The organism is Lacipirellula limnantheis (assembly GCF_007746075.1).
Lineage (GTDB): Bacteria > Planctomycetota > Planctomycetia > Pirellulales > Lacipirellulaceae > Lacipirellula > Lacipirellula limnantheis.
Window position 1 is genome coordinate 2,968,130 of sequence record NZ_CP036339.1, and the last position, 26,310, is coordinate 2,994,439.

A 26,310-nucleotide genomic window follows, 5' to 3' on the forward strand; every position below is an offset into this window, starting at 1 on the left:
GAGAAGTCGCCACCCAATACCTACAGACTGCGTCTACTTTGTTGCTGACGCCGACACGCTGCTGCTCGGCTGGGTCCCGGTTGGGCGGGCGACGGTTCGCAAAGGGAAGTGTTCATGCGCGCGAAGCTGTAACGCTTGCTCCGCGCAAAGCGTCAGTAGCGGCTGTAACGTCGAGGGGAAATTATCGACGTCGGGCGGTGCGGAGGCGCCGATTCCGGCGATAGGCTAGTGCATGGAGCGCTTTGCCGTTCTGGGCGACGGACCAACGGAGTGGCGGATGTCGACGTTGCTGCGCAGCGCTGCGGCGGTGTTTTTGGGCGTAGGCATGAGCGGCGCGGCGTGGGCCCGACCGGCGATGGATGCGGCGCTGGCCGCGTCGTCGTGGGATGCAGCGGCGGTGATCGCGACGGACGAGGCCGCACTGGTGAATCCCGCGGCGGCGGACGCGATTCAGCTGGCGAGCGCCTTGGAGCCGGCGGCCGCGGAACAGAGCGCGGCGGACCTGGCCTGCGACGACTCTGCATCGTGCGGCGACGGAGTTGATTGCGGCGACGCCTGCGGCTGCGGGCCGACGTGGTATGCCTCGGCCGGCGCGGTCTTCTTGAAACGGAGTCGCCCCAATGAAGGGGTGGTGGTCGCGGGAAATCCGTCGGGCGCACCGTTCGCCCGGGCGAGTGATTTTGGCTTCGACTGGGAAGCTGGCGTCGACGTGACTCTGGCGCGGCGGTTTGCCGGCGGGACCATCGTCGAGGCGCGCTACTTTGGGGTCGACTCGACCGCTTACAACACGTTCGTTGCGCCGGGCAACTTCATCGGGGCGGGGTTCACGGGCCCGGGCGGTACGAATTTCAACGGCAAGTATCTCACGATGCTCGACAGCACGGAGATCAACTTGCGGCGGTCGGTCAACGACCGGCTGTCGCTGCTCGGCGGCTTCCGCTGGGTCGAGCTGAAGGACGAGATGTTCTATAAGCTCAACGGCAACGTCGCGACCGGCGACTATGAATACAACAACCACTTGTACGGCGGACAGTTGGGCGCCAGCCTCAACTTGGGCCAGCCCGCGCGGCGGCTGTTGGCGAACGTCGAGACGAAGGCGGGCGTCTACGGCAACGTCGCCGACGGCGGCATCGACGAGTTCCAGGGGAACAACTTCATCGGCTCGTTCACGGGGAGCGACACGAAGGCCGCGTTCGTCGGCGAGATTGACCTCACGCTCGGCTACCGGCTGACGCAGCACATTATCGTGCGCGGCGGTTATCAACTGCTGTGGATCGACAACGTCGCGCTGGCGGGCGACGCGGCGAGCCGTAGCTTGTTGAACCCGAGCGTGCTGCGGGGCGTTGAGTTTAACAGCCTGTTCTATCAAGGGGCGACGACGGGGATCGACTTCGTGTGGTAGCCTACGGCACACCTGCGACGCTTGGCTGGCCCTGAGCGGAGCCCATCTCAAGACGGTGGAGGACGTGATGCTGCGTTCGACCGTCACCCTGAAGATGCATGCCTTCGGCCATTTACTGCCGGGGCCCGAGGCCGAGGCAGCGGATCGATTAGGGGTAATGGTTAGTCTCCGGAACGCAAGCGATGACGCCGAAGAAAATGTGCTGCACATGACCGGAACAGACGGCGGATTGCGCGCCGCGCGTGGCGCAGCAGTCGCGACGCGATTCGACGCACCGGGGAGCAACGGCGTGCGAGGGGCAAGGAGATCGCGCTGCAGAACTGAAATAGCCTAAGCCGTTAGCGATCGGGAACTTGTGCGATGACCTGCAAGAAGATGCGGTGCTAGTCGCAAGTAGCGGAGGAGGGATTCGAATCCCCGACCCGCGGATTAATGATTCCGCGGGCCACCTCCGAAAACGCGGCGAAAACCAACGATTCTGAGCCTAGCGCAGGTCCTAGCGCAGGTCCTAGCGCAGGTCCTAGCGCAGGTCCTGGCGCAGCAGTCAGCGCAGAAGCCGAATGGGGAACAGGCTGACGCAGCGGCACGCAACGCATCGAACTGTATCAGTGCAAGGACACGACGCCAACCTAATCGAAATCGTCGACTTATGGGCAACGTTGCCCGAGGCCGTGCGACTGTCCGTCATGGCGCTGGTGCGTTAGCGTCTTGCTGCGCACACCCTCTCATCCCTGCGGGCGGCGAAGGCGGTCGCAGATAATCAAGGGCACGCCGCGCATGGAAGGGGCCCGTTCGCCACCAACCAAGTTTTCGCATCGCCACTCACTGTCGCTGGCGGATAGCGAAGCCCAGTAGGGTGACAAGCGAACATACGAGGGCAGATGGCTCCGGCACGGCGGTTGAATTGGCCGATGCTGGTAAGGGATCACCGAAGTTGGCCTTCCAATCGGCGAGGTCCCCGGCGCTCACAGGGTTCGGCGAACCTCCCCGCTGCCAAACCAGAAAATCGCGGCCGTCGACGTCGCCATCGAGATCAAAGTCGCCGGGTCGGCTGGCCGCGGTGAGGCTCAAGACACCGGTGGTGTAAAGCTGTGACGTGTTCCAAGCTAAGCCAGAAAGCGTCGGCAATTGGATCGCGGAGAAAGTGCCGCTCAGACTGCCCCAATCGAGGAGGTCGAACGATTGGCCGGCCACAGGCGCGAAACCGTCGATAAGTGCAACCTTCAAAGTACCGCCGAGCGAAAGCTGCCCCGAGACATCGAGGTGGTCGTACTCAGTCCCCTGCGTGGTTCCAGCCAGCTCGATTTGCAGCGTTGGGCCACCGCCTGAGAACGGGGAGTTGTCGAAGATCACGGTTGCCGCCGTTGCTAGACCCGGACTGTTGCCAGGCGCGTAGACTCCGCCGTCAAAAACATTGACCGTGCCGTAGCTGCCGGTTCCCTTGGCGAGCGAGCCGAAGTGAACGTTTGTTGTTCCACTAATTGTGCCGTTGTTGACGATCAATGCACCGTGCAGATTGAGACTGGAGCTGTTTAGCTCAATCGCCCCGCCGCTGTTGACGATGATCCGTGATCCACCGCTGCTCACAAGATCATTTCCGCTGTTAGACAACGTTGCACCGTTGTTGACGGTGACGACGCCATTGTTCTCAAAGGCCGATAAATTAAGCGTTGAGTTTACAATGACATGGCCGGCGCCGGTGTTGTAACCGCCGTCCCAGATGAGTGCGGCATTGCTAATCAGCGAGCCGCTGTTGTTGAAATTATTGAGGGTGGCGATGGAGCTTTGCGTGAGATTGCTGCCGGGCAAGGCGGTGACGCCACTCAAATTGGCGGACTGCCCGCTGATAGCGTGGGTTCCCGGACCGCGCAAGAAGCCGCCGTTGACGATCGCGCCGTCGTAGGTAAGTGTGACGCCAGCATCAACCTGGACGCTTCCCGTGTTGAGATGGAAGGTGCGGCCGGTCGTCGTGTTGGCTGTGATGAGTAGCTTCGCGCCATTGTTAAGCGTAACTGCTCCCGCGGGGTCGCCAAGATTGACGTTGGAACTAACGGACAGAACTCCGGAGTTAGCGAACGTCCCGCCACGGTAGGTGTTCGCAGCCGCTAAGGCGAGCGTGCCGGGCCCGACTTTTACCAGTGGCAAAGGCACTGCGTCGTCGGAAACCTGCCCCGCGAGCATGAGCGTCGTGCCAGAGGCGGCGCCGATGGTCGTGTCCGTGACAAGCGTAAGCGGCCCGGCGAACGTGCCCGAACCTTGCGCGATGGAAATCGCGCCCAGCCCGGCGCTGCCCGGGCCGTTGAGGCGCAGCGAGGCCGTGGCATTCGTCGTGACGCCGTTGCCAACTTGAAGCGTGGCGCCGGAGCCAACTGTAACGGTCCGTCCCGACGGCAGTGCCTCACCCGACTGCGCCAACAGCACGCCCTGCTCGATCGAGGTGTCACCGTGCGAGTTGCTCCCTGCCAATGCCAAGACTCCGGCTCCGACCTTGCTAAGCGGGAAAGCTCCGGAAATGTTGCCCGTCACGGTGAGACTGTCCGCGCGGGCGGACATCGTGCTCGCACTCTGAAGAATGACCGGTCCGGCCCAGCTGTTGTCGCCGGCCTCGTTGTCCAGCGCGGCGACCGTCGCCGAGTTGCCGGCGCCGTTGAGGTTTAACGTACGGTTGATCGAAGTACTGTTCAGAAGGCTGACGGAGCCGCCAGCAGACACGTTAAGGGGTACGCCGACGGGGATGCCTTCGTGTGACCCAAGTGAAAGCGTTCCGTCAGCGATTGTCAGCGACGTGTAGTTATTCGCAGAATTGGTAAGTCGGAGCGTTCCCTCATCTACCTTGCTCAGCCCAAACGCTCCAGTGACGGGACCGGAGATTGTGAGCACGTTCCCGGCAGTGGCTCCGACCGACGCATTCGCCCCCAGCGCGATAGACCCAGCCCAGGTATTATCGCCTGAGTTACTACGGAGTGAGCCCAGTCCTTCTGGACCGGCGCCGAAGAGTTGCAACGGTTTAGTTAGCGTTTGGTTACCCTGCAGACCGAGTCTCGCGCCGGCCTGGATGACAGTGGGGGGGCCGGCTGGAAGGGCCGCATTCGCTGCTGCCACCAGCTCACCGGCCTCGACGGTCAACCCACCCGTAAAGCTGTTGTTGCCGCTGAGAATTACCTTGCCGTTTCCGGTTTTTTTCACAATGGAGCCGACAAAGGCCTCCGAAATGTTGCCGGAGACAGTGAGAGTATCGTTCGCATTAGCGGCGTCGAGAAAAGCAGTTTCTGGCGCGAACAGTCCCTCCAAGCTGATATTCGAGACGACCGTTGCATTCGTGGCGGCCGTGCTAAATTTCTCCACTCCAAGCCTTGAGCTGCGGATATTAATGGGATTTGAAAAGGTTATGCCATCCAAGAGAGCTAACGTGGGAATTTCACTGTTGCCGGGGCCTGAGTCAGTTAAACGGACCACGCCGGCGCCCAGAGCCGTATTGTGCCCTACTTGGATTTCTCCCTCGCCGAACAGGGAGACATTTCCCGAAAACAACCCGGGGCCAAAAAGTTGAAGCAGTCCGCTGCCCGACATCAGGAATCCTTTGTTCATGCCGTTATCCGTGATGCCCCCCATCAGAACTATGGCTGAATTAGTCTGGGGTGAAATGGCCAAATTGTCTGCCAGAATAATCTGCCCATTAATTTGGGCAGAGTCCCCATCCTCGGACTTCAATGCCGTGAAGAGAAAGCTTCCGTTAAGCCCGGTCAACGTGATATTCGAGTTAGAAATGCCGCTTGCGTCAAAGACCGCGCCGCTCTCAAAGGTTGCCATGCCAGCCCCATTGAGGGAACCTTTGAAAGTGCCTTGGCTGACCGTCTTTGCGCCAGTGACATTTAGGCTGCTTTGCAGCGTACCAGCTCCTGTTTTTGTAAACGTCCGTGAGCCACCTGACTCAGCGATGGAACTTACGATAAGTTTGCCCGCTCCCGAGACATTCCAGAGGCCATCGGAAGCAAGAAGAACACTTGCGTCGATCACATGATCGCCTTCGGCGCCGGCGACATCTTGACGCGTGAGATCGCCGCTGGTCAAAGTTAAGAGAGAAAAGAAGAATTCATTTACGGAGAAGAGGGCGCCATCGATCTTGAACGGGTTGACTGTGCTGATGGTCAGTGAGTTTGCTCTAAGCAACGCAGGATCAAACACTCCCACGGGAAAACCTACAAAGGCTCCCTTCGCATCGATGATTAAGTTGGGAGTGATGCCGGATCCCAGCGTGGCATCGGTGGTGCTGGTGGGCACGCCGTCGGGACTCCAGTTTGACGCGTTCCCCCAAGCGTCAGTGACGCCACCGCCGTCCCACGAACGGGGCTCGGCGCTGAGATCGCCCGCGGCACAAGCCAACAACGCCAAACCAGCCCAGTATGCTCGATTGACCTTAATGATTAGAGAGCTCCTTGAGTACTGATTTCCCATATGGACTGAGCCTGGAACCGCTCCAATCTCAGGATGCCGCCCATCTTAACAATCTGCGGGCGCTCGCAGCAATCGAAAGCGGATTTGTTGAGGTTTTCCATGGCCCGTCCGGTTCGAGCGGCTCCGTGAGTTGGTGAGGGGGTCGCCGCTGCGTTTTCCGTTGGCAAGCACGGGTTTCGCGCAGACCTTCTCCGTGATCGGCCGTGTTGTTGGCTTTATGATCTGCTTAGCAGTCACGTCAGGTGACCGTCGGCGGTAGGTTTGCCAACCGCGCGATGCGGGCGAGGATCGCCGCGAACAAGTTCCGCGTGACGGCCACTTGAGCAAGTTGGAACGTCACGTACTTTGCATGTCGCGTCACCTTCGCGCCGATCTTAATCAGCTTTTCTCTCAGCGTCGTCAGAAAGTCGAGAGGTGGCGATGAGATGGCGTATTTGTATGTCGCAAAGCGGTGAATTCTCACAGCCGTTGTTCGTCGCGGAACTTTTGCATATCTTCGCGGCGGCCCATCACAATTGCCGTGTCGCCGGGCTGTACGATCAAGTCGGCGTCCGGATTGAAGATCATATTTCCATCGGCGCGACGGATACCAATTATTAGCAATCGATGTACGGCACGCGTCCCTGTCTCGCGAATGCTCTTTCCGGCGCAGAGGCTATCCGCGCTAACGGTGAACTCCTCCAACTCTGCATTCAGCTGGCGGCGGTCGATCATTAGGTCCATCAGTTCGGCCGCATGCGGCCGGCTAACCATGGCGGCAATTCGCCGCGCGCCGAGAACAGCCGGCATCACAACGCCATCTGCGCCAGCCTGGAGGAGTTTTTTCTCCGTTGATGGTTGTTCGCCCCGTGCGATGATGCGTAAATTCCGATTGAGATTTCGCGCCGTCAGCGTAAGAAATACACTGTTGGCGTCATGGTCCAAGGCCACAATCAGCGTTTTGGCGCGACATACCCCCGATTTTTCCAGGATCTCTTCGCTCGTCGCGTCGCCCTGGATGAACAAGTATTTGAGTTCACTGGCCTCCGTAATACGCTCCTTATTATGGTCGACCACAACGAATGAAAGGTGATTTTCGGCAAGTTCTATCGCCAGGGTTTTTCCCAGCCGACCAAACCCGCAGACGATGGTGTGACCATTCAACTGCGCAATTTCCTTAGACATGCGCCGATCTCCTAAAGCCCTTTCGATTTCGCCCTGGGCCAATAAGTGCAAAAAGCCGCCAAATGTATACGCGGCCAGTGATATACCGACCAGTATCACTACAATCGTGAATAGCTGGACAGACGGAGGTTCGATCGATTTTTCGCCGTAGCCGACCGTGGCTATCGTAATTACAAACCAATGTGCCGACTCCAGCCAAGGCCGCTTCGTAAGCAAGTGATGGAGTACGATCGTAATCGCAGAAAAACTCGCCAATACGATGGCGCTGCGGCGGATTCGCGTAAGCGGATCAGTCATAGCGACGCAAAACCCGTTGACGGGTAGCCGGCAAGCAAGGGTAACCTAACATTCCTTGCATGGGTTGAGCTTGAAAACGAACCAAGCTCGTAATGCCGCCCATTCTAACAAGCTGCCCCCACCCGTAGTCACCGTGTGAGGTTTCTTCTCAATTGCCTTTCAAGCGTCGGCACTATTATAAGGCCCGATCGTGGCAAGGTCGTGTTGAAGCGGCTGCAAGCCGCCTACCGCGTCAGCGAGCGTCGCCCCTGCGGAGCGTTGGGCTTCCCGCGTTCGACGCATCGCCTTGTGAGCGGTCGCAACGGTCGGGCCGAACTTCGGATCAGGCTTCGTGACTTGGCCGCCAGCCGCGTGCGGTACGGCTGCCCCGTCTCCACAAGCTGCTGAAGCGAGAAGACTGGCAGGTCAATCATAAACAGGTGTACCGGTTGTACATCGAGGAAGACTTCCAGATGCGCATCAAGACGCCTCGTCGCTATTGAAGCTGTCGCCCTTGGCGGGTACATCATCAGAATGAGCCCGAGGGCGATCAGCAGATTGGTGTGCCGCCCACAGTGAGCGCTGCGTTGAACCGATCGACCCCTTCCTGAAACAGGAAGCCAATCGCCACACCGGCGGCCATAGCGGCGAAGATCCAAACCGTCAAATTGCGGTCGAGCAGCGATAGTCTCTGGGAAAGACCTTGATCCACAGCTACCTAAGTCCTATTAACGTTAGTTCGTTACTGTCGCACCCGCGTGATGGGTCAGCGCGCGAAGCGCCGTCGGGCCGACCGGTTCGGTAGCCAGCCAGGGTGTGATGGCGTAGCGCTTCGCCAGCTCAGTTTTGACCTTAGCGATCTGAGCCACTTCTGAATGGGCGCGGGCTACCAGCAAGGGATCAGAGGGGCCTGCTGCTGCAAGCGATGCGTTTATCACCCAAGCCCAAGGCTCAATGTCGGCGCGGCGCAGGTCCTCCTGCAATGCCGCGGCCTCCAGTACTGGCGTCGTCTCCGGCAGCGCCACAATTAGCATCTTGGTTTGCGCCGGGTCTTGAAGCCTCATCATCGGCGTGGTGATCTTCGCCGGATCTTTCGAGTGCCGTATGATGTCGCGATGGTAAGAACCGGTAGCATCGAGCAGCAGCAACGTATGTCCGGTCGGTGCGGTGTCCATCACAACGAACTTGTGCTGCCCCTCGCGAATCACTTTAGAGAACGCCTGGAACACGGCGATCTCCTCAGTGCAGGGCGAGCGGAGGTCCTCCTCTAAGAGGGCTCGTCCCGCCTCATCGAGATCCTTGCCTTTGGTGCTGAGCACGTGCTGCCGATAGCGCTCGGTTTCCGCTCGGGGATCAATGCGGCTAACTTGAAGATGCTCGACCTCAGACGCTATGGCCTCGGCAACATGGGCCGCCGGATCGGTGGTGGTCAGATGCACGTCATGGCCGCGGGAGGCGAGTTCGACCGCCACGGCCGCTGCAATCGTGGTCTTCCCGACGCCTCCCTTTCCCAATACCATCACCAGACCGTGGCCATCTGCTTCAATGGCATCTACCAGATCGGCCAGCGTTGGGGCGTCGATTTTCGACGACTCGACTGTCTTACTCGCTCTCCGGAAGTCCTTCGACGAGGGCACCAAGAGTCCCCGCAGGACATCGATGCCCACCAGATTCATGGCCCGCAGTTCCACATAATCGGTCGGCAGCGACCGGAGACCATCCGGCAAACGGCTGAGCGCTTCAGCGTCTCGACGGCGCATCGCCTGAGCTAGAGGATCATCACTTTCGCTCTCTGGCATTACGCCGTTTACGACAAGACGTTGGTGGCTGACGCCGAGTGCGCTCAGCTCACTGCTGGTCCGGGCCGCTTCGGCCAACGCGGCGCACTGTGGACGGCTGACGAGCACAACCATCGTTCTGTTGCCGTCTGCCAAAGTGTCGACGGCCTGGTGATATTGCTGCCGTTGTTTTTCCAGCCCGGCCAGGGGGCCGAGACAGGAGGCGCCGGTCTGGTTGGCGTCTAGGAAGTCCGACCAAGCGCTTGGGAGTTTGAGCATTCGCAGCGTGTGGCCGGTCGGAGCGGTATCAAAGATAATGTGATCGTAGCGGGCGGCGGTCTCGGGATTGGTAAGCAGCGTTGTGAACTCGTCAAACGCTGCAATTTCCGTGGTGCAGGCCCCTGAAAGTTCTTCTTCCATCTTCGCGACGACGCTTGGAGGCAATTCGCCTCGTACTGGTCCGACGATTCGGTCCCGATATGCTTGAGCAGCCGCCTCGGGATCGATATTCAACGCAGCAAGTCCCGGCGCACCTGGAATGTCGGTCGGCTCGAGTTCGCCGATGTCAATGCCAAAGACGTGAGCAAGATTGGAGGCGGGGTCCGTGCTGACCAGCAGTACTTTCTTGCCGCGGTCGGCCAGTAGAATCGCCGTCGCGCATGCGAGCGATGTCTTTCCAACTCCCCCTTTACCAGTAAAGAATTGGTACTTCCCGACCTGCTCATACCACCGGCTCTGGGCGTTCATCTACTTTTCCTTTGCTGCCAAGTGCTCTTGGCAAAGCTTTCAGCAACGGGCTCAGCAACAACCTTTGCCGTCATCGGAACTTCCACTACAGCACCCTCCGGCGGGCGCTATGACCGATAGCGCGGGGGATGCAATCTGCGGCGAAGTGGAAGCTGCTGGTGTGGAAAGCCCGGCAAGTTCTGCCAGCTTTTGCTGTGACGGATAATCGCCCTGACTTACGACGTTTCCGTCGACCAGAATGATCGGCAGACCCGCGCCGTCGGTCTCGCGCAAGAGCTTGGCGACTTCTGGACGCGCCGTAAAAGCAGTTGGTTCCTGAGACAGGTTGTAACGACGCACCTCATTACCTTGCCTCTTGAGCCAATCGAGGTTCGCGGAGAACTGCACCAATCGCTCGTCAGGCTGAGGACCACAGACACCGCTCGTGCAGCACATCGGGGGGTCGAATACTTCAATCTTTGCCATGTCGTTCGTTCCTTATGTTTGGGGAGCGCGTCAGTTGAACGCGCCCGGTAGATTTTCGATGAACGTTTTGATTTCGTCGCGGACTCGGCGGTAATGACCGACCGCCTCTTCCTCTGTCGCGGCGCCCTGGGCCAAGCGGGGCGGATCGTCGAATGAGTGACGAATCACTTTTGCCTTACCGGGGAGCATGGGGCAGGATTCGGCCGCGTTATCGCACACGGTCACGAAATAAGCGACCTGCACGTCCTTAAAGTCATCCACATTCTGGGAGGTGTGGCACTAAATATCTACGACCGCCTCCTTCATAAACTTCACGGCATTGGGATTGAGGTCGTGGGTGGCGACCCCTGCCGAGCACGGCTCGATCACATCGCTTTTTAGGCTCCTCGCCCACCCCCCCGCCATCTGACTGCAGTAGGAATTACCCGTGCTCAGGAACAAGACTCTCAGCACTTGCATTCTCCCTGTCTGCGACAAAGTTCTTCTGGTTCCATCTTGAGCACGGCCTTCAGCTCCTTCCGATCTAGTTTCCCTTGCTTGTCTCGTGCGAGTGCCGCCAGAACCCATACGATCGCGTCGCGGACGGTATCCGGAGCGTCTTCGTCGGCCAGGCGGAAGTATGCCCAACGGCCTTGCTTGCGAGTCTCCACCAAGCGCGCTTGATGGAGGATCGACATGTGTCGGGACACAGTCGAAGATGCGAGGCCCAGCACTTCGACGATCTGGCACAGGCAGAGTTCGTGGCCTTCTAACAGAGCGACGGCACGTATTCGGTTCTCATCGGCCAGGGCCTTGGTGATGGCGAGCAGGTCCCGCATGACGCTCACTCCTGTTTCGACATTTCGACAGATATCGAATTATAGGCCAAGCCGCGTCCGACGTCAATCTGCAGCATGAGGTGGACCCCAGAACCTGGACAGCATGATGAGGGGGTAAAACCCACGCTGGGGTTGCCTTTCAGGAGGTCCGATCGGCGTCGAGTAAGCGAGGGCGTTTTGGGGCGGCGTTTGAACGCCTTCAGTCCGGACTTGGCGACCCATTCGAAAATGGAAAGGCTCAGCCCTTACCTTCATCTCGAACCTAGCCCGGGCCGACATGTCACCGAAGATGGACCAGTCCATCGCCCGGCACAGCGATGTCAATCTCACGCTCAACGTTTACAGCCACGTGGGCATCGGTGAGCAAGCGGCGGCTATCCAATCGCTCCCGGGGCCTCCACTGCTCATTGGCTCGGGGGAATCTCAATCCGCGGAAGTAGCGGCCGGAAAGTTTGCACACGGGTTTGCGCAAACTCCCGACTCAGCGAGGCAATCCGTGTCATCAATTGGCATGGCCGCGTCGCCGTAGAGCGGTGCGGGAAGCGGCACTAACAACTTGCCCCCTAGGCAGTTACTCATCCTCTGTCACTCTGGGACACCGGATGACCAAAGTAGCGGAGGAGGGATTCGAACCCCCGACACGCGGATTATGATTCCGCTGCTATCTCGCGGCAATCCCCGTCTCGCCTCGGCTGTGCCTCACCTTTCCTGCGCCGCGTGGAAGGCCGCCAGCGTGACCGAGGCTAATCGCTGGCGCGCATCCGCCCCGATCGCCGCTAACGGCGCGTCGATCGCGGTACGGAGCTTGGTCGGCAGGCCGGAGACATCGGCCATCCCGCTGAGTCCGATCGGACCCTCGACAGCTTCCATGATCGCGAGCAGCGTCGTCTGCGCCGGCGGCCTGGCGAGCGAGTAACCGCCCTGGCGACCTCGTTGGCCGATGATGATTCCGCCCCGCGCCAGCTGGCGCAGCAGCTGAGTGAGGTATCGCAACGGCATGCCCGTCCGCCTGCAGATCGCTTCGCGGTTGACCAACGCGCCCGGCGGGGCCGCGGCAAGCGCCAGGCATGCCGTAAGGGCGTACGCGCTGGTATTCGACAGCCTCAATGCGGAACCTGCACAACGAGAACCATTTAATGCGGAGCGGCAGAGCCTTCCAGGCGACGGCACTTCAAGCGGCGGACGTTCGGCGCCCCAAGAATGTAAAGCCGCTGCGCGTCCCGCGTGGAAGTCGCGGCGCATGACCGTCGGAGGGTTCTTGGAAAGGCAATTACTTCCAATATCGGCAACAACATTCGCCAGATTGGCTTAGTGATCGAGTATCGCCGCCACGATGGCAGGCGCCGCCTGCGCCTCGCGTGCCGGCCCAACTTAAAACGCGTCGGGATGGCAGTCCATTCTCGTTAAGATTTGTCGATGGCGTTCCGCACGAGCCGCCATCGCGCCGTGGCATTCGCGTTCCCGACGTCGTCCTGGCAGCCAGAGCCCACGCGGGACTTCTCTGTCCCTAATGTCCATGCAGTGATGCATCGTCGCGCTCGAGCAGAGTCGACCGCGGACGATGGCGCTCCAAAGACGCAACAGAAAGTGGTCGATAAGAGACAGTTTCGCTTGCCCAGCTACGCGCCCTACTACCGAAGCGGGGCGGTTGTGCCGAGCGATCAAGCAGTCGTGGGCCTCACTGGTGGCCGGCCAGCGGCTGCGGCGACCACCGCCGCTTCAGCAACGACGAGAACGTGCCAACATGTCATCCACGCCATTACGAGCAAAGCCGTCACCATCAAGCTTGTTGATGGTGACGGCCGCTACGTTTATCAGCAACGCGGGGAGTCGGCGAGCTATTTGACGCAAAGTCCGACCCGCTCCACGACCCGTCACTAGCGGTCACGTCGAAGCGGGGCCGAAAACTTGGCGCAACTAACTGGCGCGGCGACGACCCTGAGCGACAAGCCCGGCAATCGCCAAGCCTGCCAGGGCCAACGTCGCGGGCTCCGGAACAGGCGTGGGAACTTGACGAAGCGTGAAGTGACCAAAGCCTGGGGGCAGCGTCTTGACGTCCGGGACGTCGATGCGGAACTGGTACGACTCCGCCCCGGTGCCTTGGATGCCGCCGGAGAAGACCAACGTGTCCTCGTCGGGCGTCGACACGACCGGCAGCGCTGACGAAGTGGGCGCCAAGTCGTAGTTGGGCGAGTCGAAGTCGAGTCCATCGCCGGCGGTCGAGGGGACGAAATTAGCGCCGACCCCGTAACCCAGGATCATCGTGTGGCTGCTCCAGGGCGTGCCGGTATTGTTATCGACCGATTCGAAAAACTGATATTCAGTGACGCCCTGAGTGGGCGTGACCGAAAATTCGATGTCGATGTAGCCGCTAGTGTCGAACCTTTTGATCGGCACGACAATGTTGTTGTCGAAGGCGCCCGGCGTCGGGCTGTTATCGTTGTTCTGCGCGGTGGTGACGATGGCCGGAACGGAGACCGTGCCGAGTCCGGGGCCAGTGCCCGCATTGGGTCCGAATTGCGTGTACCCAGAGATGACGCCGGCAGAAGCAGAGGCCGCTGTCGTGGCGGCGACGCAGCAGGCGAGCGAGTACGCCAAGGCGCGAGGTCGCGCGAAAGAAGAGATCTTCATTAGCAGCTTTCCTTAAGTGTGAACGTCAGTAGCGTCCCTAGTCGAATGATTGAATTACAAGTGAGCCGCGGCGGATGACTGACCGCGGCCGCGCGACGATTGCTGTTGAGTCGGCCCTGAGGCAGCGCCTCGGCCGGCTCGAATGTCCTGCGGCATGCCGTAGCCTAACCGACCGCGAGGGGCCTAGTCTAGAAAAAAGTGGCAAGTTTTAGGGATTTTGTCGACGAGCCGGGGCTCCAAAGACCCGACCAAGCTGTCGGGACCGCCCAGGGGAAAACGCACGAGTTTTTTGGCAAAAGTTTGGGGGATTTAGCGTCCGGAATCTCGCGCAAGGGGGCCTACTTTTGCACTCCAGACGCTCGGATGGGAGCCGCGCGTGGGGCAGTCGCTTGCCTGGGGGCAGCCGAGGCGACGGCAACAAAGCCCTGTACAGGCCGCCGGCACGCTTGCCAGCCTCGACCGCGGCCGGGAGCGGCGGGCCCCCGCTTCCTCCTGTCCCAGCGAAATCATGGAGGCCGACTCTCGACGACGCTGATGGCGGCGCTGTGAAGCCAGACGGGGCCAGCCCCGGGAATGACCCGCCGGGGCTAGAGTGCGCACCGGCCCATGGCGTTCACAGAGGGCGCCGAGGCCCCTTCGGCGGGCCGTCTTCGGCGGCGGTCGTCAGCATTGCTGCTGGAATTTTTTCGCGGGTCACGGACGCCTGCGTCAACCAACGACCGCTGACCAAGTGAGGCGTGCGCCCGCCGGTCAAGCGGCGATTACGTGAGAGCCGACGGTGCAACGCCAATGCGAGTAGACGCTGCACCGCCGGCGATCCCAACGTGAGACACCGCGGGACAATGCAATGCTCACCATCCACGATAGTTTTGTCGGCTTGGTCGTCAACGCAGCTGACTTCAACTTGCCGGTCGGCTGCCGGTTAGGGTGACTGCGATGGTCCGGGCGGTCACCAAGCGGAGGCAAATGCACCGCAAACGTTGGCGTACGGAGCGCACGCCGATTGGGGCGGGACAACTAAGGCGCCTCGGCGATTACGCGTGAGGCGCCGCCAGTCGTCGGTGTCGTGGAATGCCGGCGCCGTGCCACAGACGCACCGCAATCGCGTCAAAGGATAGCAATGTTACGCTGTTATCAGGTTTTCGCGACTTGTTAAGCATGGGGTAGCCGTGGCGCGCCACGACGTGCACAATAACTTGACGGTGGAACCGCCCGCGCTCTTATGCGATTGAGTCGCGGGATAGGCCGCACGATGCAGTGCGACCTTGACGGAGTAGAACGGCCGCGAGGCGCCCGACGTTCGGTTACGCGCTTCTCTCCTGGCGCGGCAATCGGTGCGGCGTCGGTCCCTCGCGGCCCTTTTTTTTGGCCGACACGTTCATCGACCGGAGCGCTCACGCATGCTCGCGGCGCGAAGACGCGGGGATGGTCGCGGGCGATGGGAGCGCTAGCGATGGCCGCGCGACCGGCCAGTGAACCAGGCTTCGGGCGTGGGAAAACTACACGCCGTCGACCAGCCCCGGCAAGTCGGTCTGGAGCAATCTCACGCTCACGGACCTCGTTGGCGCCAGGTCGCTGCTTCCGGTGGATTATGGCGACCGTCGGCAGAGTTGGTTGATGTCGCCAGCGTTTTCTTACTCAGTGGCGCTGCCGAGCGCCGGCGGAGCCTTTCAGGGGTTTGCGCACGATGGTGGCAACTTACTGCTGGGCCGCCCTTTCGGCTTCGTGTCCGCGATGCCGACGGCCAAGGCGACCATTCCAGTCTCGGCGGTGTTCGGTAACGTTGCCGAAGTCCTTGCCCACGGCGACCGCGGCATCTGGCGGAGGTTCTCTGGCCAAGCGGCCGGCGCCTTGCCTAGTACGCCGCCTATCTGAGTGGAGCGAAGCTAGATCTGTCGTCGCTGTTGGCGTCGTCCAGCGATTCGGCGGCGGCTCTTCATCAGGTCAACGACGCGATCGAGCGACTGAAAGGAGTGACAAGGCTTCTCGGAGCGTCCGACCGCCATTGCCGCGATCTGGGGCTTGCCCCGCGACTGGCCGGTTAGATTCGGCGAGATGCGGATCGGCGCTCCGAGGCGGGAGCGCGGCTCGAAGCGGCCCGCGAGGCGTTCGCCGAACTCTTCTGACGTTGCCCCGATGACTCGCAGTACGCCATCGATTTTCGCGAGACTCTAACGCTGTTCGCCGAGGTCGACGAACGCTAACTCACTGGCGTACTGCGCAGCGGGCTTCGTCCAACGACCGCTAAAACAGTCGCTGAAGCTGGATATTGTATTCGAAGTCGAAACCACGATCGGGGCTATCGCGGATCGGGGCGACGAAGCCGTTGGTGACGACCCAGGACCTGACCTCGGCCGACAGTCCGAGGGCGGCGTTGAGGACGTCGACGCGGTTAGCTAAATTGCCGATATCTAGGTCCAGTGGCAATGTCTGGCCGACGTTGAGCGTTTCGACGAGCGGGACGTCGACCAGGGTTGCGTCCTCAAGGGTCGTCGTGTAGTGCAATTCCGCCAGCCCCGCGAGCCGTTGCAGCCAGTCGGCGCGCGGCTGGGCGAAGAGTTCGCGGCCCACGCCAAGGTTGAGCCGCATGAGCGTCTGCGGTTGGAGCTTGCCCTCAAAACCGGGGGCGATGTTGTAGGAAGCGACGCCGACCGGGTTTCGCGCCAGATCGGTGAAGATGTTGTCGTAGCCGCCGGCCGCGGTGAAGGAAGCCGGGTTGGCTGCCGCCTCGATTTGCAAGAAGCCTTGATGGAACCATTTGCGAGACGGGCCCGCATAGACCCACGCCAGGAACGGACTCAGGTAGACGGTCTCGTTCTCGAACTCGTACTGCGAGAAGCCGGCCGACTGGGCGAGAATGTTTGGCGCATTCGCGAAGGCGATTTCGGGAAACCCGACCAGTGCCAACCCCACGTCGACGTCGGATGCGGTCGGCAGCGTCGCGCCCAGGCCGCCGGAGAGGAGGAACCGGTCCCGCTCGACCAGTTTTGCCTTCAGGATGATTGACAGATTGCCCGCTTCAAGTTGGGTTTCGCCTCCGGACCCGAGCGGCACGACGAGGTCGGCGGTCCCTTCGGGACCCGGCGGATCGACGACGATCGCCGAGACGAAATCGGACCGCAGCCGGGCCTCGAGCGGTGCGCGCAGCTCGACCGAAGCCATCCCCTCCCAAAAGGTTCGTTCGTAGCCGGCGGTGAACTGATCGACATCGAACGAATCGGCGAACTGGAACAACCGCAGTTGGGCCGCGTTCTCGTAGTGGCGATAACTAAAGTAGGCGCGGTCGACGGGGATCGCAGTATTGTTCTCCGAGATGTTGAGTCGACTGCAAGACAGCGACGGATTCGACACCTCCCATTCGATGATGCCGTTAAATGCCAGACAGGTCCCTGCGTTCGTGTCGCCGATCATAAAAGGGATGCTGGCAAGCCCTAGCGCACTAGCGCCGCCGGACCGCGTCGTGGAGATCGACGATCGCGGACCAAGAGCGAACGAGCTCCCCCCCCTTCGCGGCGCGGCGCGGCGCCCCCCGGCGCCTACGCCCGCCAAGTCCTGTGCCGGCGTCACGGCCGGATCGAGCCAAGGGTCGGTGGCCAACAACTCGTCTGCCAGCAAGAAGGGCGGGTCTTCCTGGTCGGCATGCGACGCGGAGGACGCGACGGAGCGAACATCGCCTTCACCAAGCTCGTCGACGCCTTGGGCGCGCGGCGATCCCGTTGCCAGCAGCGACGTGAACGCGCACGCGGTGAACAATAACGAGATCGTTGAGCTATTCACCTATCGCGGCTCCGTGTGCACGATGTGAAGGTCGCGAGAGTGGTATCGATTGACGCTATTGCGGCGGTCGATTCGAATCGAACAATCGCACGGATTTCCACCAGTTCGCGAGCCAGTCGTGCCGGCTGCGGCGACTTTGCCAGCGCTTGCAACCCGCTCACCCGCCTGATCCAAATCAATCAAGCTGGTTGAGGACCGCCGGGAGATCGCGGATCGAAGACCATGGCGTGATCGACTCCCAGCTGCGACTGCCGCTGTCAAAAGATGCCCGCCTTGCCACGCGAACATCGGCACGATGGCCATCTAGACGAGTGCTGCGCGGATGGTGAATCGGGGGCATGGGTGGACTCGATGGTTCAGATTCCATTGGCAGCGGCGTCCTCGACTGTAGACGCCGCATCAGTCAATTGTTCGCTGCTCCCCATTGTTTAAACTTTAGGGCGATCGCGGAAAATGAAGCCTCTGGCGACTTTGGGACGCTAAAGAGTACTGGCGCGTAACCAAGAGTCGCTATTCTCGCGCTCGGCAATCAGAACGGAGCCACGTCTCGCGGAATGAACGATTGAGAACACTGCGAAAACCTTGACGCCGCGGATCGTAGCGCATTGATCTTCGTTGCGCAACGACTTCATGCCGCTAGCGTCAAATGATTTTCGGCGACCATCGCCAACCGCTCGCCGAGCCAGCGGAGTACGGGGACCGCGCAGGCGTCGCCCACGGGTCGCCGGCGAGCCGTTTCGCCCTATGTTCCAACGGCCGTATCGCCGATCGGGAAGCCTAAACTCTTACTTGAGCCGATGGTCTTTCGGCCTTACTGACTCCAAGAGTTTCTCGCCATTGATCAAGGCGACCGTGACAATCGATCAGTTTCAGTCGATCAAGTGGGAGGCGCAGCTGGGTATTCTTATGAAGGTCGACGGCGGGCGTGCTAGATCGACTAACGGCCGTACATTCACGCTTGAACGCATACAGTTCCCGGACGGCACTACCCCCGAAGAGCTAGGCTCTGATCTGGTCTTCGATTCGGGAATGGTATCGCCGAACATCGCCCGCGAAGGCGAAGCGGCTGCTGACTTTGACCGCGACGGCGACGTTGACGGGGCCGACTTCCCAAACCTGGCAGCGAAACTCAGGCACGACGTTTTCAGCGTTTCCGGAAGATGGCGACGCAAATGCCGATGGCGACGTTAATGCAAACGATGTGGCAACGTGGGTATCCGGATTTGGCGGGTCGGCCTCCATCGCGGCAAACGCAGCGGCGCCCGAGCCGCAATCGATCGGCCTACGTGCCGCAGCGGCGGTCGTTCCTGTGTCGGCCATTCGGCGTGTCCGCTAATCGCCAGGTCGCCGAATCTTGGCCACTCAGGTCGTCCGCGACGATTGGCTAACCGCGGTCGAAGCCAAGCGGCTAATTGGCGGTGGCTAAAGTGCTATTGCCAATCTGTAGTCGTGCGGTAGGCTATCGGCCCTCTTCTTAAATCCGTGGTGCGTTCGCGATTTGCATTGGATGCCAAACTTGGATAAAGACTTATCGCCATTGGCTGCCCGCGTCGTCGCCGATCTTCGCGCGTTGTCCAATCTGTTGATCGGCGCCGGCAATCACGGTGACGCGATTCGGCTTCAAGGCTACGCCGCCTCGGTGCGTCAGATTGAAGGCGAATTGCTCGCCGCCGAATCGCGACGGGCCGTCAAGCCGGCGCGAAAACGGCGGGGCGGGCAGCGGCAGACATCCGCAACGTGATAACTCCAATGGGTCGACCGCATCGCGGGTCGCAAGTCGCAACCGCGGGCAATTGGCCAAGTTGTCATAAATTGGCTGGCCGTCAGGTGCGACCGCGTCACGATTCAACTCGCTGAGCCGCCCAATAGCATGAGGGGGTCGATAGGTCGGCCGCCGGATTGGACATGCGCCCCCGCGCCGCTAAAGTGTAGTGTTCCACCCTACTTTTCGGCCACGGGCTTATCGTCATGCGTTTAAATCGGGGTGTACTTTACGCCGTTGCGGCGGCTCTGCAGTTGCCGAACGAAAAGGGCGACAAGCCCCTTTCCTGTCACCAAATGTGCCAGCGAATCGACGTGCCCGAAAAGTACGTCTTGCAGATTCTCCGTAAGCTCGTAATAGCTGGCATCGTTAACAGCGTTCGCGGCGTTGAAGGCGGCTATCGGTTGGCCAGGCCGCTAAAGCGGATATCGCTATTGGACATTGTCGAAGCGGTTGACGAACTACCGCGGTTCAATGTCGAGACGCTAGACGGTCTGTCCGCCAGCGGGCAACGTGCGATCAAAGCCGCTTTCGCCGGCATCGGCGAAGACGCGCGGAAGCGGCTCGGGGCGTTCACGCTCGATAAGCTCCTTGCCTAAGATGGGTGTGTGACAACTCCGTCTACGTAAGAAAGGCTTTTTTTCATCTGTGGCACTTCAGGGCAACACGTTACGTGAGAGCTTCGGACCATTCGACGGTTCGAACTTGGCGCGCAAGAGTCTACGTCCGCCCCGTGCCGCTTTCCAAAAAAGGGTGAGTTGTTGCGAGTTTCACGCGCTAACGACTTCTCGACACGCGTTACGCGGTCCGGCCTCGCCGGAGACATCAATTACCTGGCAGGATCGACGTACCAGCGGAGATCGGGTATGCCTTGGGTCTTAAAGTGCAATATAGATTGGACGGCGCGGAATTCGAATCGGAAGAAACGTTGTTGCTGCGCGCCGGATGTTCCTGCTGAGGATGTTGTCGACAGCGAAGAACGTGGTGATTTGTCGAGCAGTCAGGGACGCCAAAGGGCCAGGAAGCGATCAATATAATGAAGACCCTCTCAGTTTTTATAGTTGTTGCAGCAATGTTGGGAGCAGCGCCGGCTGCGGCCGATGACTCACAACTAGGCGTGCATGGGTTTGCCCAGTCGGGCGAGGTCAAGATTCATTACGTGACGGCTGGCGAAGGTCCGCTTGTCGTCATGATCCATGGCTTTCCTGACTATTGGTACACGTGGCGAAAGCAAATGCCCGAACTCTCCGAAAACTTCCAGGTCGTGGCAATTGACCAACGCGGTTATAACTTGAGCGATCAGCCCGAGGGCGTTGAGAACTATACGATTGAAAAGCTGGTGGGAGACGTTCGTGCCGTGATCCAGCACTTTGGACGCGATCGGGCGGTAATCGTGGGGCATGATTGGGGCGGAATGGTAGCGTGGTCGTTCGCGATGGCTCATCCGGAGATGACCGATCGCTTGATCATTCTCAATCTCCCTCATCCGAACGGCCTCCGCCGCGAATTGGCGTCCAATCCCGAGCAGCGGAAAAACAGCCAATACGCTCGTGATTTCCAGCAGCCCGACGCCGCATCGCGACTTACCGCCGAAGGGCTCGCATTTTGGGTAAAGGATGCGACCGCCAGAGAAGAATACATCGCTGCCTTTCGCCGCTCGTCATTCGAGGCGATGCTGAATTACTATAAGGCCAACTATCCCCGTGAGCCGTACCATGCACCGAAGGACGACCTGCCGAGGGTCAAGTGCTCGGTGCTAATGATTCACGGGCTCAAAGACACAGCTTTGCTTGCGTCGGGGCTAAACGATACTTGGAATTGGGTCGACAAAGACCTCACCATCGTCACCGTACCTGATGCAGATCACTTCGTTCAGCAAGACGCGGCTGATTTTGTGACAAAACAAATGACAACTTGGCTCGCAAAATAATCGGCGTGACACGTAACATATATTGGTTAGTTTAGTTCAACTGGGGGCAGCGGGCCGCACTACTCGAGGACGGCTACTATTGACTTCCTCCAGGTTCCCTGGTCGGTGTCACCGGCGGTTGCATCGACGAGTTTAGGCACGCCCGGCGAAGCCGAACGTCGAGTTCGTCGAAGCCGGCCGGCCCGTGACCGGCCCGTCGTTTCTTCGTCGGTCGGTTGTTGACCTGTCTCACGCGCTAACGAGTTCTTGGCGCATTCGACCGCGGATCGGGCGAATAGCGACAGCCGCTACAATCACGAGCATCGATATCGCCGGCTCGAGGAGGAGGTGTTGGCGGAGACGGCCGGCGCGGCGGCGCCCAATTGGCGCTTCCAAGCAAGGAAGTCTGCGCCGTCGGAGTCGGCGGAGAACACTGGCGCTTCGACCTGCCGCAGCCAGTCGGTTGAGTTGAGCGATCAAGTCCTTCTCCGGTCAATGGAAAAGGTCGTAGTCGTTACTGCCGCCCCGCAGTAATGCGGGTTCTCCGTAATTGGTCCAGTTCCAAGGAATCTTCGCCCGAGGTTGCAGGGCAGCGTTATTCGCAATGGTTGCGGAGGAGCCGTTGACATGAACAGTAATGAAGCTGAAGAGCACAATAAAGAATCTCGTGATGTGATCGCGAACCTCCTTATGGTGAACTTGCGTTGGGGCCATCGCTGGCAAGAATCCGCAGCGCGATGTCGTGCGTAAACTTGGGCGATTGCATTTTTACAGATCCACCTGGGTGAACCAACTCTTGGGTCGACGCAACTTTCCCGGTGATTACGTCTACCCATTCAGTGCAGTAGCGACCAGAGGGGATGTCTAGAGTGATTGTTCCTTCGCTCTCCTCTCGAAAGTAATCTTCGATTCGCTCTAGCTTATGAGGCAACGGGACATGCAGATAAATCGCGTAGGCCCGCGACTGTTCCGCCAGAACTCGCGCCGCGAGTCCGTCGGAAACGTCGCTGACTAAGGACGAATCGGGCTTCATCCGCACAAAATCGAAGCTCTCGATGAAGCGCTTGAGGATTCCCAACTGCTTTCGAAGCGCCGGACTCCCGCCGCCGGGCGACTCGTAGTCAAGAAAGTCTCCGGCAGGATGGCTGGGGGTGAAGGAGTAGTCGAGATTGTTGAACAGTGCGCCGCCAGCCAGCAGGAAGTTCCAGGCCTCGTTGCGATACAAGAAGTCGTCTTTGCCGCGAAAACCAGTTTCGTTTTCGCCAATGACCTTACTCAGGCCGTAGTTCAAAGCAACGGCGTCCGGAGGCACGCAATAGTGGAAGTTAAAGATAGAGACGGCCGGATGAGGATTCTCGACCTTCTTTCGTCCATTCGCTACGTTCAAGGAAATGAGATGGCGATGGGGCAAATCCTGCTCCGTCGCGACAATCTCGTCGACAATCCGATTCTGCCAGTCGTCGGAAAGCGTACGCACGTATGGCTCGTTGCACACCTCATAGTACAAGTTGTCGAATTCATTCATTTCTTGGACCAGCTTGCGGACGAAGGCCAACTGAATATCGACGATCTTCGGGTGCTTGAGTGAAAGGGTTTCGTCGCGAGGGCAGTTTCCAATGCCGTTGACATTGTTAACGGAATTCATCGGCGAGGCGGCCCAAACATGCTTGTCATAGAGTGGACAGAACAGGTTGTATTCAACGACAACGCCGTGGCGTCTCGCTACAGTCATGAATCTTCGTAGTCGGTCGAAATACGCTTCGTCCCAGCGGCTCAGGTCAAACTTATTTCCGCCACGAGAGTAACCAGGCGTATCACTGGCGGCCCAAGGGCAGACGAATCGCCCGGATAGTGGCGCCAGCGTGTTGTCGGTGATGCCAAACGAACCAGGGACTTCGCGATAGGTGCCTGAAAACAGCCGCGTATGGTTCAGGCCGTCAGCGGCCAGCGCCGCCAAATACCGTTCGAAGTCGAAGTCGAGGTTCAGCACCGCCCCGTAGTGTTCCCCCGACGTCACCAGGATCGTCGGACGCTCTCGCCAGAAAAAGTAGCGTCCATTTTCCGGATGCAGTGCAATTGGCTGCTCCTGAGAAATCGCCTGATCGAGCATCACATTCAGCAAAACTATTTGGAATGCAACAGCTGCGCAAATCGCCCGCATAGATATCTCGTTGCTTTCAGGGCGCGTACGGCCAGTTACCTGAGGTTACCCAATTGGATGATGATTTTAACCTGACAGCGTCACGCTCGTGAAGTTGCCCCCCTACAGCGTTGAACTCAATCCGAGCGAAAACCTCTGGCGCTTGCTACCCGCAGTGCGATCGAGTTTCCAGTCAGTTCTTCCCGCGACGATCTGACGGAGATTCCTTGCGTGGGCGCCCAACGGATGTTGTCGACGGCGATTGACGCGGAGGTCGCTGAGCGGATCAATTCCCACGGGCGCCTGACTCACGAGGAGGGCAGCCGACAGGTGATTCGCAACGGTCGGCTGCCGCAATGCTCGATCATGACCGGCGTCGACGAAGTCAACTTCAAGCGACAGGTTGCGACAATGTCGTCGCTGACGCCCTTGGCTCCTACCTCACCTTCTTCCAGTCGGCTAGTGTTAGTGAGCTGAAGTAGTTCGTCCGCTTCGAGCAGCCCGATCAAAAGCGAGGCAGCAAATTTAGGTTTGCCAGAGCAGTTTTGCGAGCGACGCGACCACCAGTGTCCGACCGCGTGCTGAGATGTGTCTACCGAACGCCGCGGCGTCAGGAAGCGGATGAGATTCTGCCACTTCGCCGGGCCTTGTCTAAACGGTGGATAATCGGGATGCTCAAATTCAGGCGCCCTCTGGCGAGTTGACGCGACAATTCCTCGCGACATGGACTTCATTCAGTCGAGCAGAGTCAGCGTGACGCGACGCACGTCCATGACTGACTCGCCGGGGATTTCTAGTGCACGCAGCGTGAGTGGAGCTTGACCTTTTTCAAGGATGATCACGCCAAGCTTAAGCGGCCGGAACTCCTTCATCTGGGATTCGGCAGGCGGTCGCGGCAGAGTATCCTGATTCGTGAACAGCGGTGGATTCCAACCGGGGCTGACCCGTCCTGTGATTCGTTTGTCACGAAACGACAGTTCGACGAGCGAACCAGCATCTGTCTCCGGACAGGTGTAGTCGATGGCGACTTCATAGCGGCCGGTCGCGTGAACGTCGAGCAGCCAGACCATGCGGTCGTCTTTGGAGGTCCAGTTCACAAAGTAAGAACAATTCGGGGCGCTGCTGCTACGACGAACAGCGCCCTCTGGCTCGCCGTCGCGAGCCGGTAGCATGGTGATGGGAAACTCGCGGTAGCCAACGGGAATCGGACGCGGATCGACCGCGTTGCCGCTCGCGGCTGTCCTTTCTTGATGTCCGTTAGTGGTTGCTAACGCGTCAGTCTGACAAGCGCCCGCGAACATTTCCTGCCGCCACGCGTTCACTGCCGCCTGAAGTCGAGCAGCGATCCCAGGTTCACGCTCGTTGATCGGCGTCTTCTGTTCTGGATCGGCGAGCATGTCAAAGAGCTGCCCCTGGTCGTCCAGCCGGAATTGCTGACTTCGCACGCTGATGCTCCCCGCCCATGTTGAGAAGATCATCCGGTCGGGCCAGTCCGTCGGTTGCTTGAGCAGGAGCGGGCTCAGGTCGCGGCCGTCGAGGGGTTTGTCGCTGACGCGGGATACTCCCGCCAAACTGGTCAGCGTCGGCAGCAGATCGATCGCACCCGCGATTTGATGGACGGTGTGATCCGCCGGCAGCTTCGCGGGCCAGCGGAGAAAGCACGTCGAACGCACGCCCCCTTCGTCGGTACTCCCTTTGCGCCCTTTCATGCCGCCGTTCCAACGCCAACTGTTTGGACCGTTGTCGGAGAAGTAAAGCACGATCGTGTCTTCGGCCAGCTTCAACTCGTCGAGCTTCGCCAGCACGCGTCCGACGTTCGCGTCCTGGTTCTCGAGCATGGCCAGGGCGCAGCGGGTTTCATCGAGGTTCTCTTGATCGGCCAGCGTCGCCCGTTGTGTGATTGGCTTGTCTTTGAACCGCCGCCAGTCTTGTTCGGGCGCCGCCCATGGCGAGTGCGGGGTCGTAAACGGTATGTAGCAAAAGAATGGCTTTGACTTATTCCGATCAATAAAGTTGAGCGCTCGATCCGTGCAGATATCGACGATATAGCCGTGAGTGCGAACCATGCGGCCGCTCTCTTCGAGCGGTGGATCGACGTACTGGCCCCAATGCCCTGACGTGTAGCCGAAGTATTCGTCAAACCCGCGCGCCATCGGATGATACGGCCACTGGCTGCCGTTGTGCCATTTGCCGAACGCGCCGGTCGCATAGCCTGCCCGCTGAAACGCCTCAGCGATCGTTCGCTCATCGAGGTCTAGCCGCTCCAGCCCGTTCGAGACGCCTCGGACGCCGCCGCGCGGATGATAGCGCGCGGTGAGAAACTCCGCCCGCGTCGGAGCACAGACCGGACAGACGAAGAACCGACTGAGTGTCACGCCCTCTCGCGCGATCGCATCGATGTGCGACGTGCAGACCTGAGTGTTGCCGTTCTGACTGTAATCACCCCAACCTGCATCATCGGCGAGGAAGATGACGACATTGGGTTGCGCCATCGCGTTGGAATAATGGATGACGAGGAGCAGGGCGGCGAGGCAGTGGTATCTCATGCTGAATACTTCGTGCGATTAAGGCTTGCGCTCCGGATGCTGCCTATTCTAACAGTGTGTCCGGCAATAGTTCCAATTGCCGTCGACGGTTGGGACGGCTCAGAAATCAATTAGCCATTCCGACGACTTCGTAGAACGCCAGAATGCCAGTCCGGTACCCTGGGTGGCCACGGGCTGTCCACCGATGCGAGTTGAAGCCCCCGGTCTGCCGCACAGGTTCGTCCAACCGCAGCAACTTGACGACTGACCGGAATTGCAGTGGTGGATCGACCTCAGCAAGGCCGCTTCCGCGTACAGGTCACGCGCACGTATTACGCAGTTGGAAGAAAGAAATCTCTTGTTCAAATGAAGCCGGCTTGGATTTAGCGCAGAATGAGGATTGATGCGCATGAGCGAAGAGGTCGCTGCCGATTCGAGCTAATCGCGTTCGCTCTATGCTA

19 protein-coding genes and 1 pseudogene are annotated in these 26,310 nt (G+C 59.8%); 6 read left to right on the forward strand and 14 right to left on the reverse strand.

The window, feature by feature from the left end; all coding sequences use genetic code 11:
• Window positions 1-232: 232 nt before the first annotated feature.
• Window positions 233-1,402: a BBP7 family outer membrane beta-barrel protein gene (locus tag I41_RS11615; RefSeq protein WP_145432775.1), complete on the forward strand. Its 1,170-nt coding sequence runs from the start codon at window positions 233-235 to the stop codon at window positions 1,400-1,402.
• A gap of 822 nt (window positions 1,403-2,224) precedes the next feature.
• Here I41_RS11615 and I41_RS11620 read toward each other — a convergent pair.
• The 10 genes and pseudogenes from I41_RS11620 to I41_RS11665 all read right to left on the reverse strand — a co-directional run bounded on the left by I41_RS11620 (window position 2,225) and on the right by I41_RS11665 (window position 13,736).
• Window positions 2,225-5,683 carry a beta strand repeat-containing protein gene (locus tag I41_RS11620; RefSeq protein WP_168206826.1) on the reverse strand — a complete coding sequence of 1,153 codons (3,459 nt, stop codon included), beginning with the start codon at window positions 5,681-5,683 and terminating at the stop codon, window positions 2,225-2,227.
• 412 nt (window positions 5,684-6,095) lie between these two features.
• A pseudogene (locus tag I41_RS11625) lies at window positions 6,096-6,260 on the reverse strand (transposase); the annotation flags it as partial.
• A 56-nt stretch (window positions 6,261-6,316) separates the two neighbouring features.
• On the reverse strand, window positions 6,317-7,318 hold the full coding sequence (locus tag I41_RS11630) for a potassium channel family protein (protein WP_145432781.1): 1,002 nt from the start codon (window positions 7,316-7,318) through the stop codon (window positions 6,317-6,319).
• Window positions 7,319-8,031: 713 nt separating this feature from the next.
• Window positions 8,032-9,822 carry an arsenical pump-driving ATPase gene (gene arsA / locus I41_RS11640; RefSeq protein WP_145432783.1) on the reverse strand — a complete coding sequence of 597 codons (1,791 nt, stop codon included), beginning with the start codon at window positions 9,820-9,822 and terminating at the stop codon, window positions 8,032-8,034.
• Between the two features lie 51 nt (window positions 9,823-9,873).
• On the reverse strand, window positions 9,874-10,287 hold the full coding sequence (gene arsD, locus I41_RS11645) for an arsenite efflux transporter metallochaperone ArsD (RefSeq protein ID WP_145432785.1): 414 nt from the start codon (window positions 10,285-10,287) through the stop codon (window positions 9,874-9,876).
• A 30-nt stretch (window positions 10,288-10,317) separates the two neighbouring features.
• The gene (locus I41_RS27710) at window positions 10,318-10,548 is read right to left on the reverse strand and encodes a low molecular weight phosphatase family protein (RefSeq protein ID WP_210421171.1); all 231 of its coding nucleotides are present in this window, start codon (window positions 10,546-10,548) and stop codon (window positions 10,318-10,320) included.
• Window positions 10,549-10,566: 18 nt separating this feature from the next.
• Window positions 10,567-10,740 (reverse strand): low molecular weight phosphatase family protein, encoded by a 174-nt coding sequence (locus I41_RS27715; RefSeq protein WP_210421172.1) that lies wholly within the window; start codon window positions 10,738-10,740, stop codon window positions 10,567-10,569.
• Window positions 10,734-11,105: an ArsR/SmtB family transcription factor gene (locus I41_RS11655; RefSeq protein WP_145432787.1), complete on the reverse strand. Its 372-nt coding sequence runs from the start codon at window positions 11,103-11,105 to the stop codon at window positions 10,734-10,736. The genes I41_RS27715 and I41_RS11655 overlap by 7 nt, the downstream gene beginning before the upstream one ends.
• Before the next feature lie 699 nt (window positions 11,106-11,804).
• The gene (locus tag I41_RS11660; RefSeq protein WP_145432789.1) at window positions 11,805-12,347 is read right to left on the reverse strand and encodes an RrF2 family transcriptional regulator; all 543 of its coding nucleotides are present in this window, start codon (window positions 12,345-12,347) and stop codon (window positions 11,805-11,807) included.
• 675 nt (window positions 12,348-13,022) lie between these two features.
• Window positions 13,023-13,736 carry a choice-of-anchor F family protein gene (locus I41_RS11665; RefSeq protein WP_145436332.1) on the reverse strand — a complete coding sequence of 238 codons (714 nt, stop codon included), beginning with the start codon at window positions 13,734-13,736 and terminating at the stop codon, window positions 13,023-13,025.
• 1,617 nt (window positions 13,737-15,353) lie between these two features.
• Between I41_RS11665 and I41_RS11670 the strand changes: the two genes are divergently transcribed.
• Window positions 15,354-15,611 carry a hypothetical protein gene (locus tag I41_RS11670; RefSeq protein WP_145432791.1) on the forward strand — a complete coding sequence of 86 codons (258 nt, stop codon included), beginning with the start codon at window positions 15,354-15,356 and terminating at the stop codon, window positions 15,609-15,611.
• A gap of 369 nt (window positions 15,612-15,980) precedes the next feature.
• On the opposite strand, the gene I41_RS11675 is transcribed toward I41_RS11670, so the two are convergent.
• Window positions 15,981-17,513, reverse strand: a complete 1,533-nt coding sequence (locus tag I41_RS11675) for a hypothetical protein (RefSeq protein ID WP_145432793.1) — start codon at window positions 17,511-17,513, stop codon at window positions 15,981-15,983.
• Window positions 17,514-18,512: 999 nt separating this feature from the next.
• Complete coding sequence (locus I41_RS11680; RefSeq protein ID WP_145432794.1) at window positions 18,513-18,833, reverse strand: hypothetical protein; 321 nt, start codon at window positions 18,831-18,833, stop codon at window positions 18,513-18,515.
• Between the two features lie 196 nt (window positions 18,834-19,029).
• On the opposite strand from I41_RS11680, the gene I41_RS11685 reads away from it, so the two are divergent.
• The 3 genes from I41_RS11685 to I41_RS11695 all read left to right on the forward strand — a co-directional run bounded on the left by I41_RS11685 (window position 19,030) and on the right by I41_RS11695 (window position 21,205).
• Complete coding sequence (locus I41_RS11685; RefSeq protein ID WP_145432796.1) at window positions 19,030-19,254, forward strand: hypothetical protein; 225 nt, start codon at window positions 19,030-19,032, stop codon at window positions 19,252-19,254.
• A gap of 227 nt (window positions 19,255-19,481) precedes the next feature.
• The gene (locus I41_RS11690) at window positions 19,482-19,874 is read left to right on the forward strand and encodes an RrF2 family transcriptional regulator (protein WP_145432798.1); all 393 of its coding nucleotides are present in this window, start codon (window positions 19,482-19,484) and stop codon (window positions 19,872-19,874) included.
• 437 nt (window positions 19,875-20,311) lie between these two features.
• Entirely contained in the window at window positions 20,312-21,205 is an 894-nt protein-coding gene (locus I41_RS11695; protein WP_145432800.1) for an alpha/beta fold hydrolase, read from the forward strand.
• A gap of 667 nt (window positions 21,206-21,872) precedes the next feature.
• On the opposite strand, the gene I41_RS11700 is transcribed toward I41_RS11695, so the two are convergent.
• A complete protein-coding gene (locus tag I41_RS11700; protein WP_145432802.1) occupies window positions 21,873-23,345 on the reverse strand; it encodes a hypothetical protein in 1,473 nt (490 codons plus the stop codon).
• Between the two features lie 210 nt (window positions 23,346-23,555).
• Between I41_RS11700 and I41_RS11705 the strand changes: the two genes are divergently transcribed.
• On the forward strand, window positions 23,556-23,801 hold the full coding sequence (locus tag I41_RS11705) for a hypothetical protein (RefSeq protein ID WP_145432804.1): 246 nt from the start codon (window positions 23,556-23,558) through the stop codon (window positions 23,799-23,801).
• A gap of 257 nt (window positions 23,802-24,058) precedes the next feature.
• Here I41_RS11705 and I41_RS11710 read toward each other — a convergent pair whose 3' ends face one another.
• Window positions 24,059-25,870, reverse strand: a complete 1,812-nt coding sequence (locus tag I41_RS11710; RefSeq protein ID WP_145432805.1) for an arylsulfatase — start codon at window positions 25,868-25,870, stop codon at window positions 24,059-24,061.
• Window positions 25,871-26,310 lie beyond the last annotated feature (440 nt).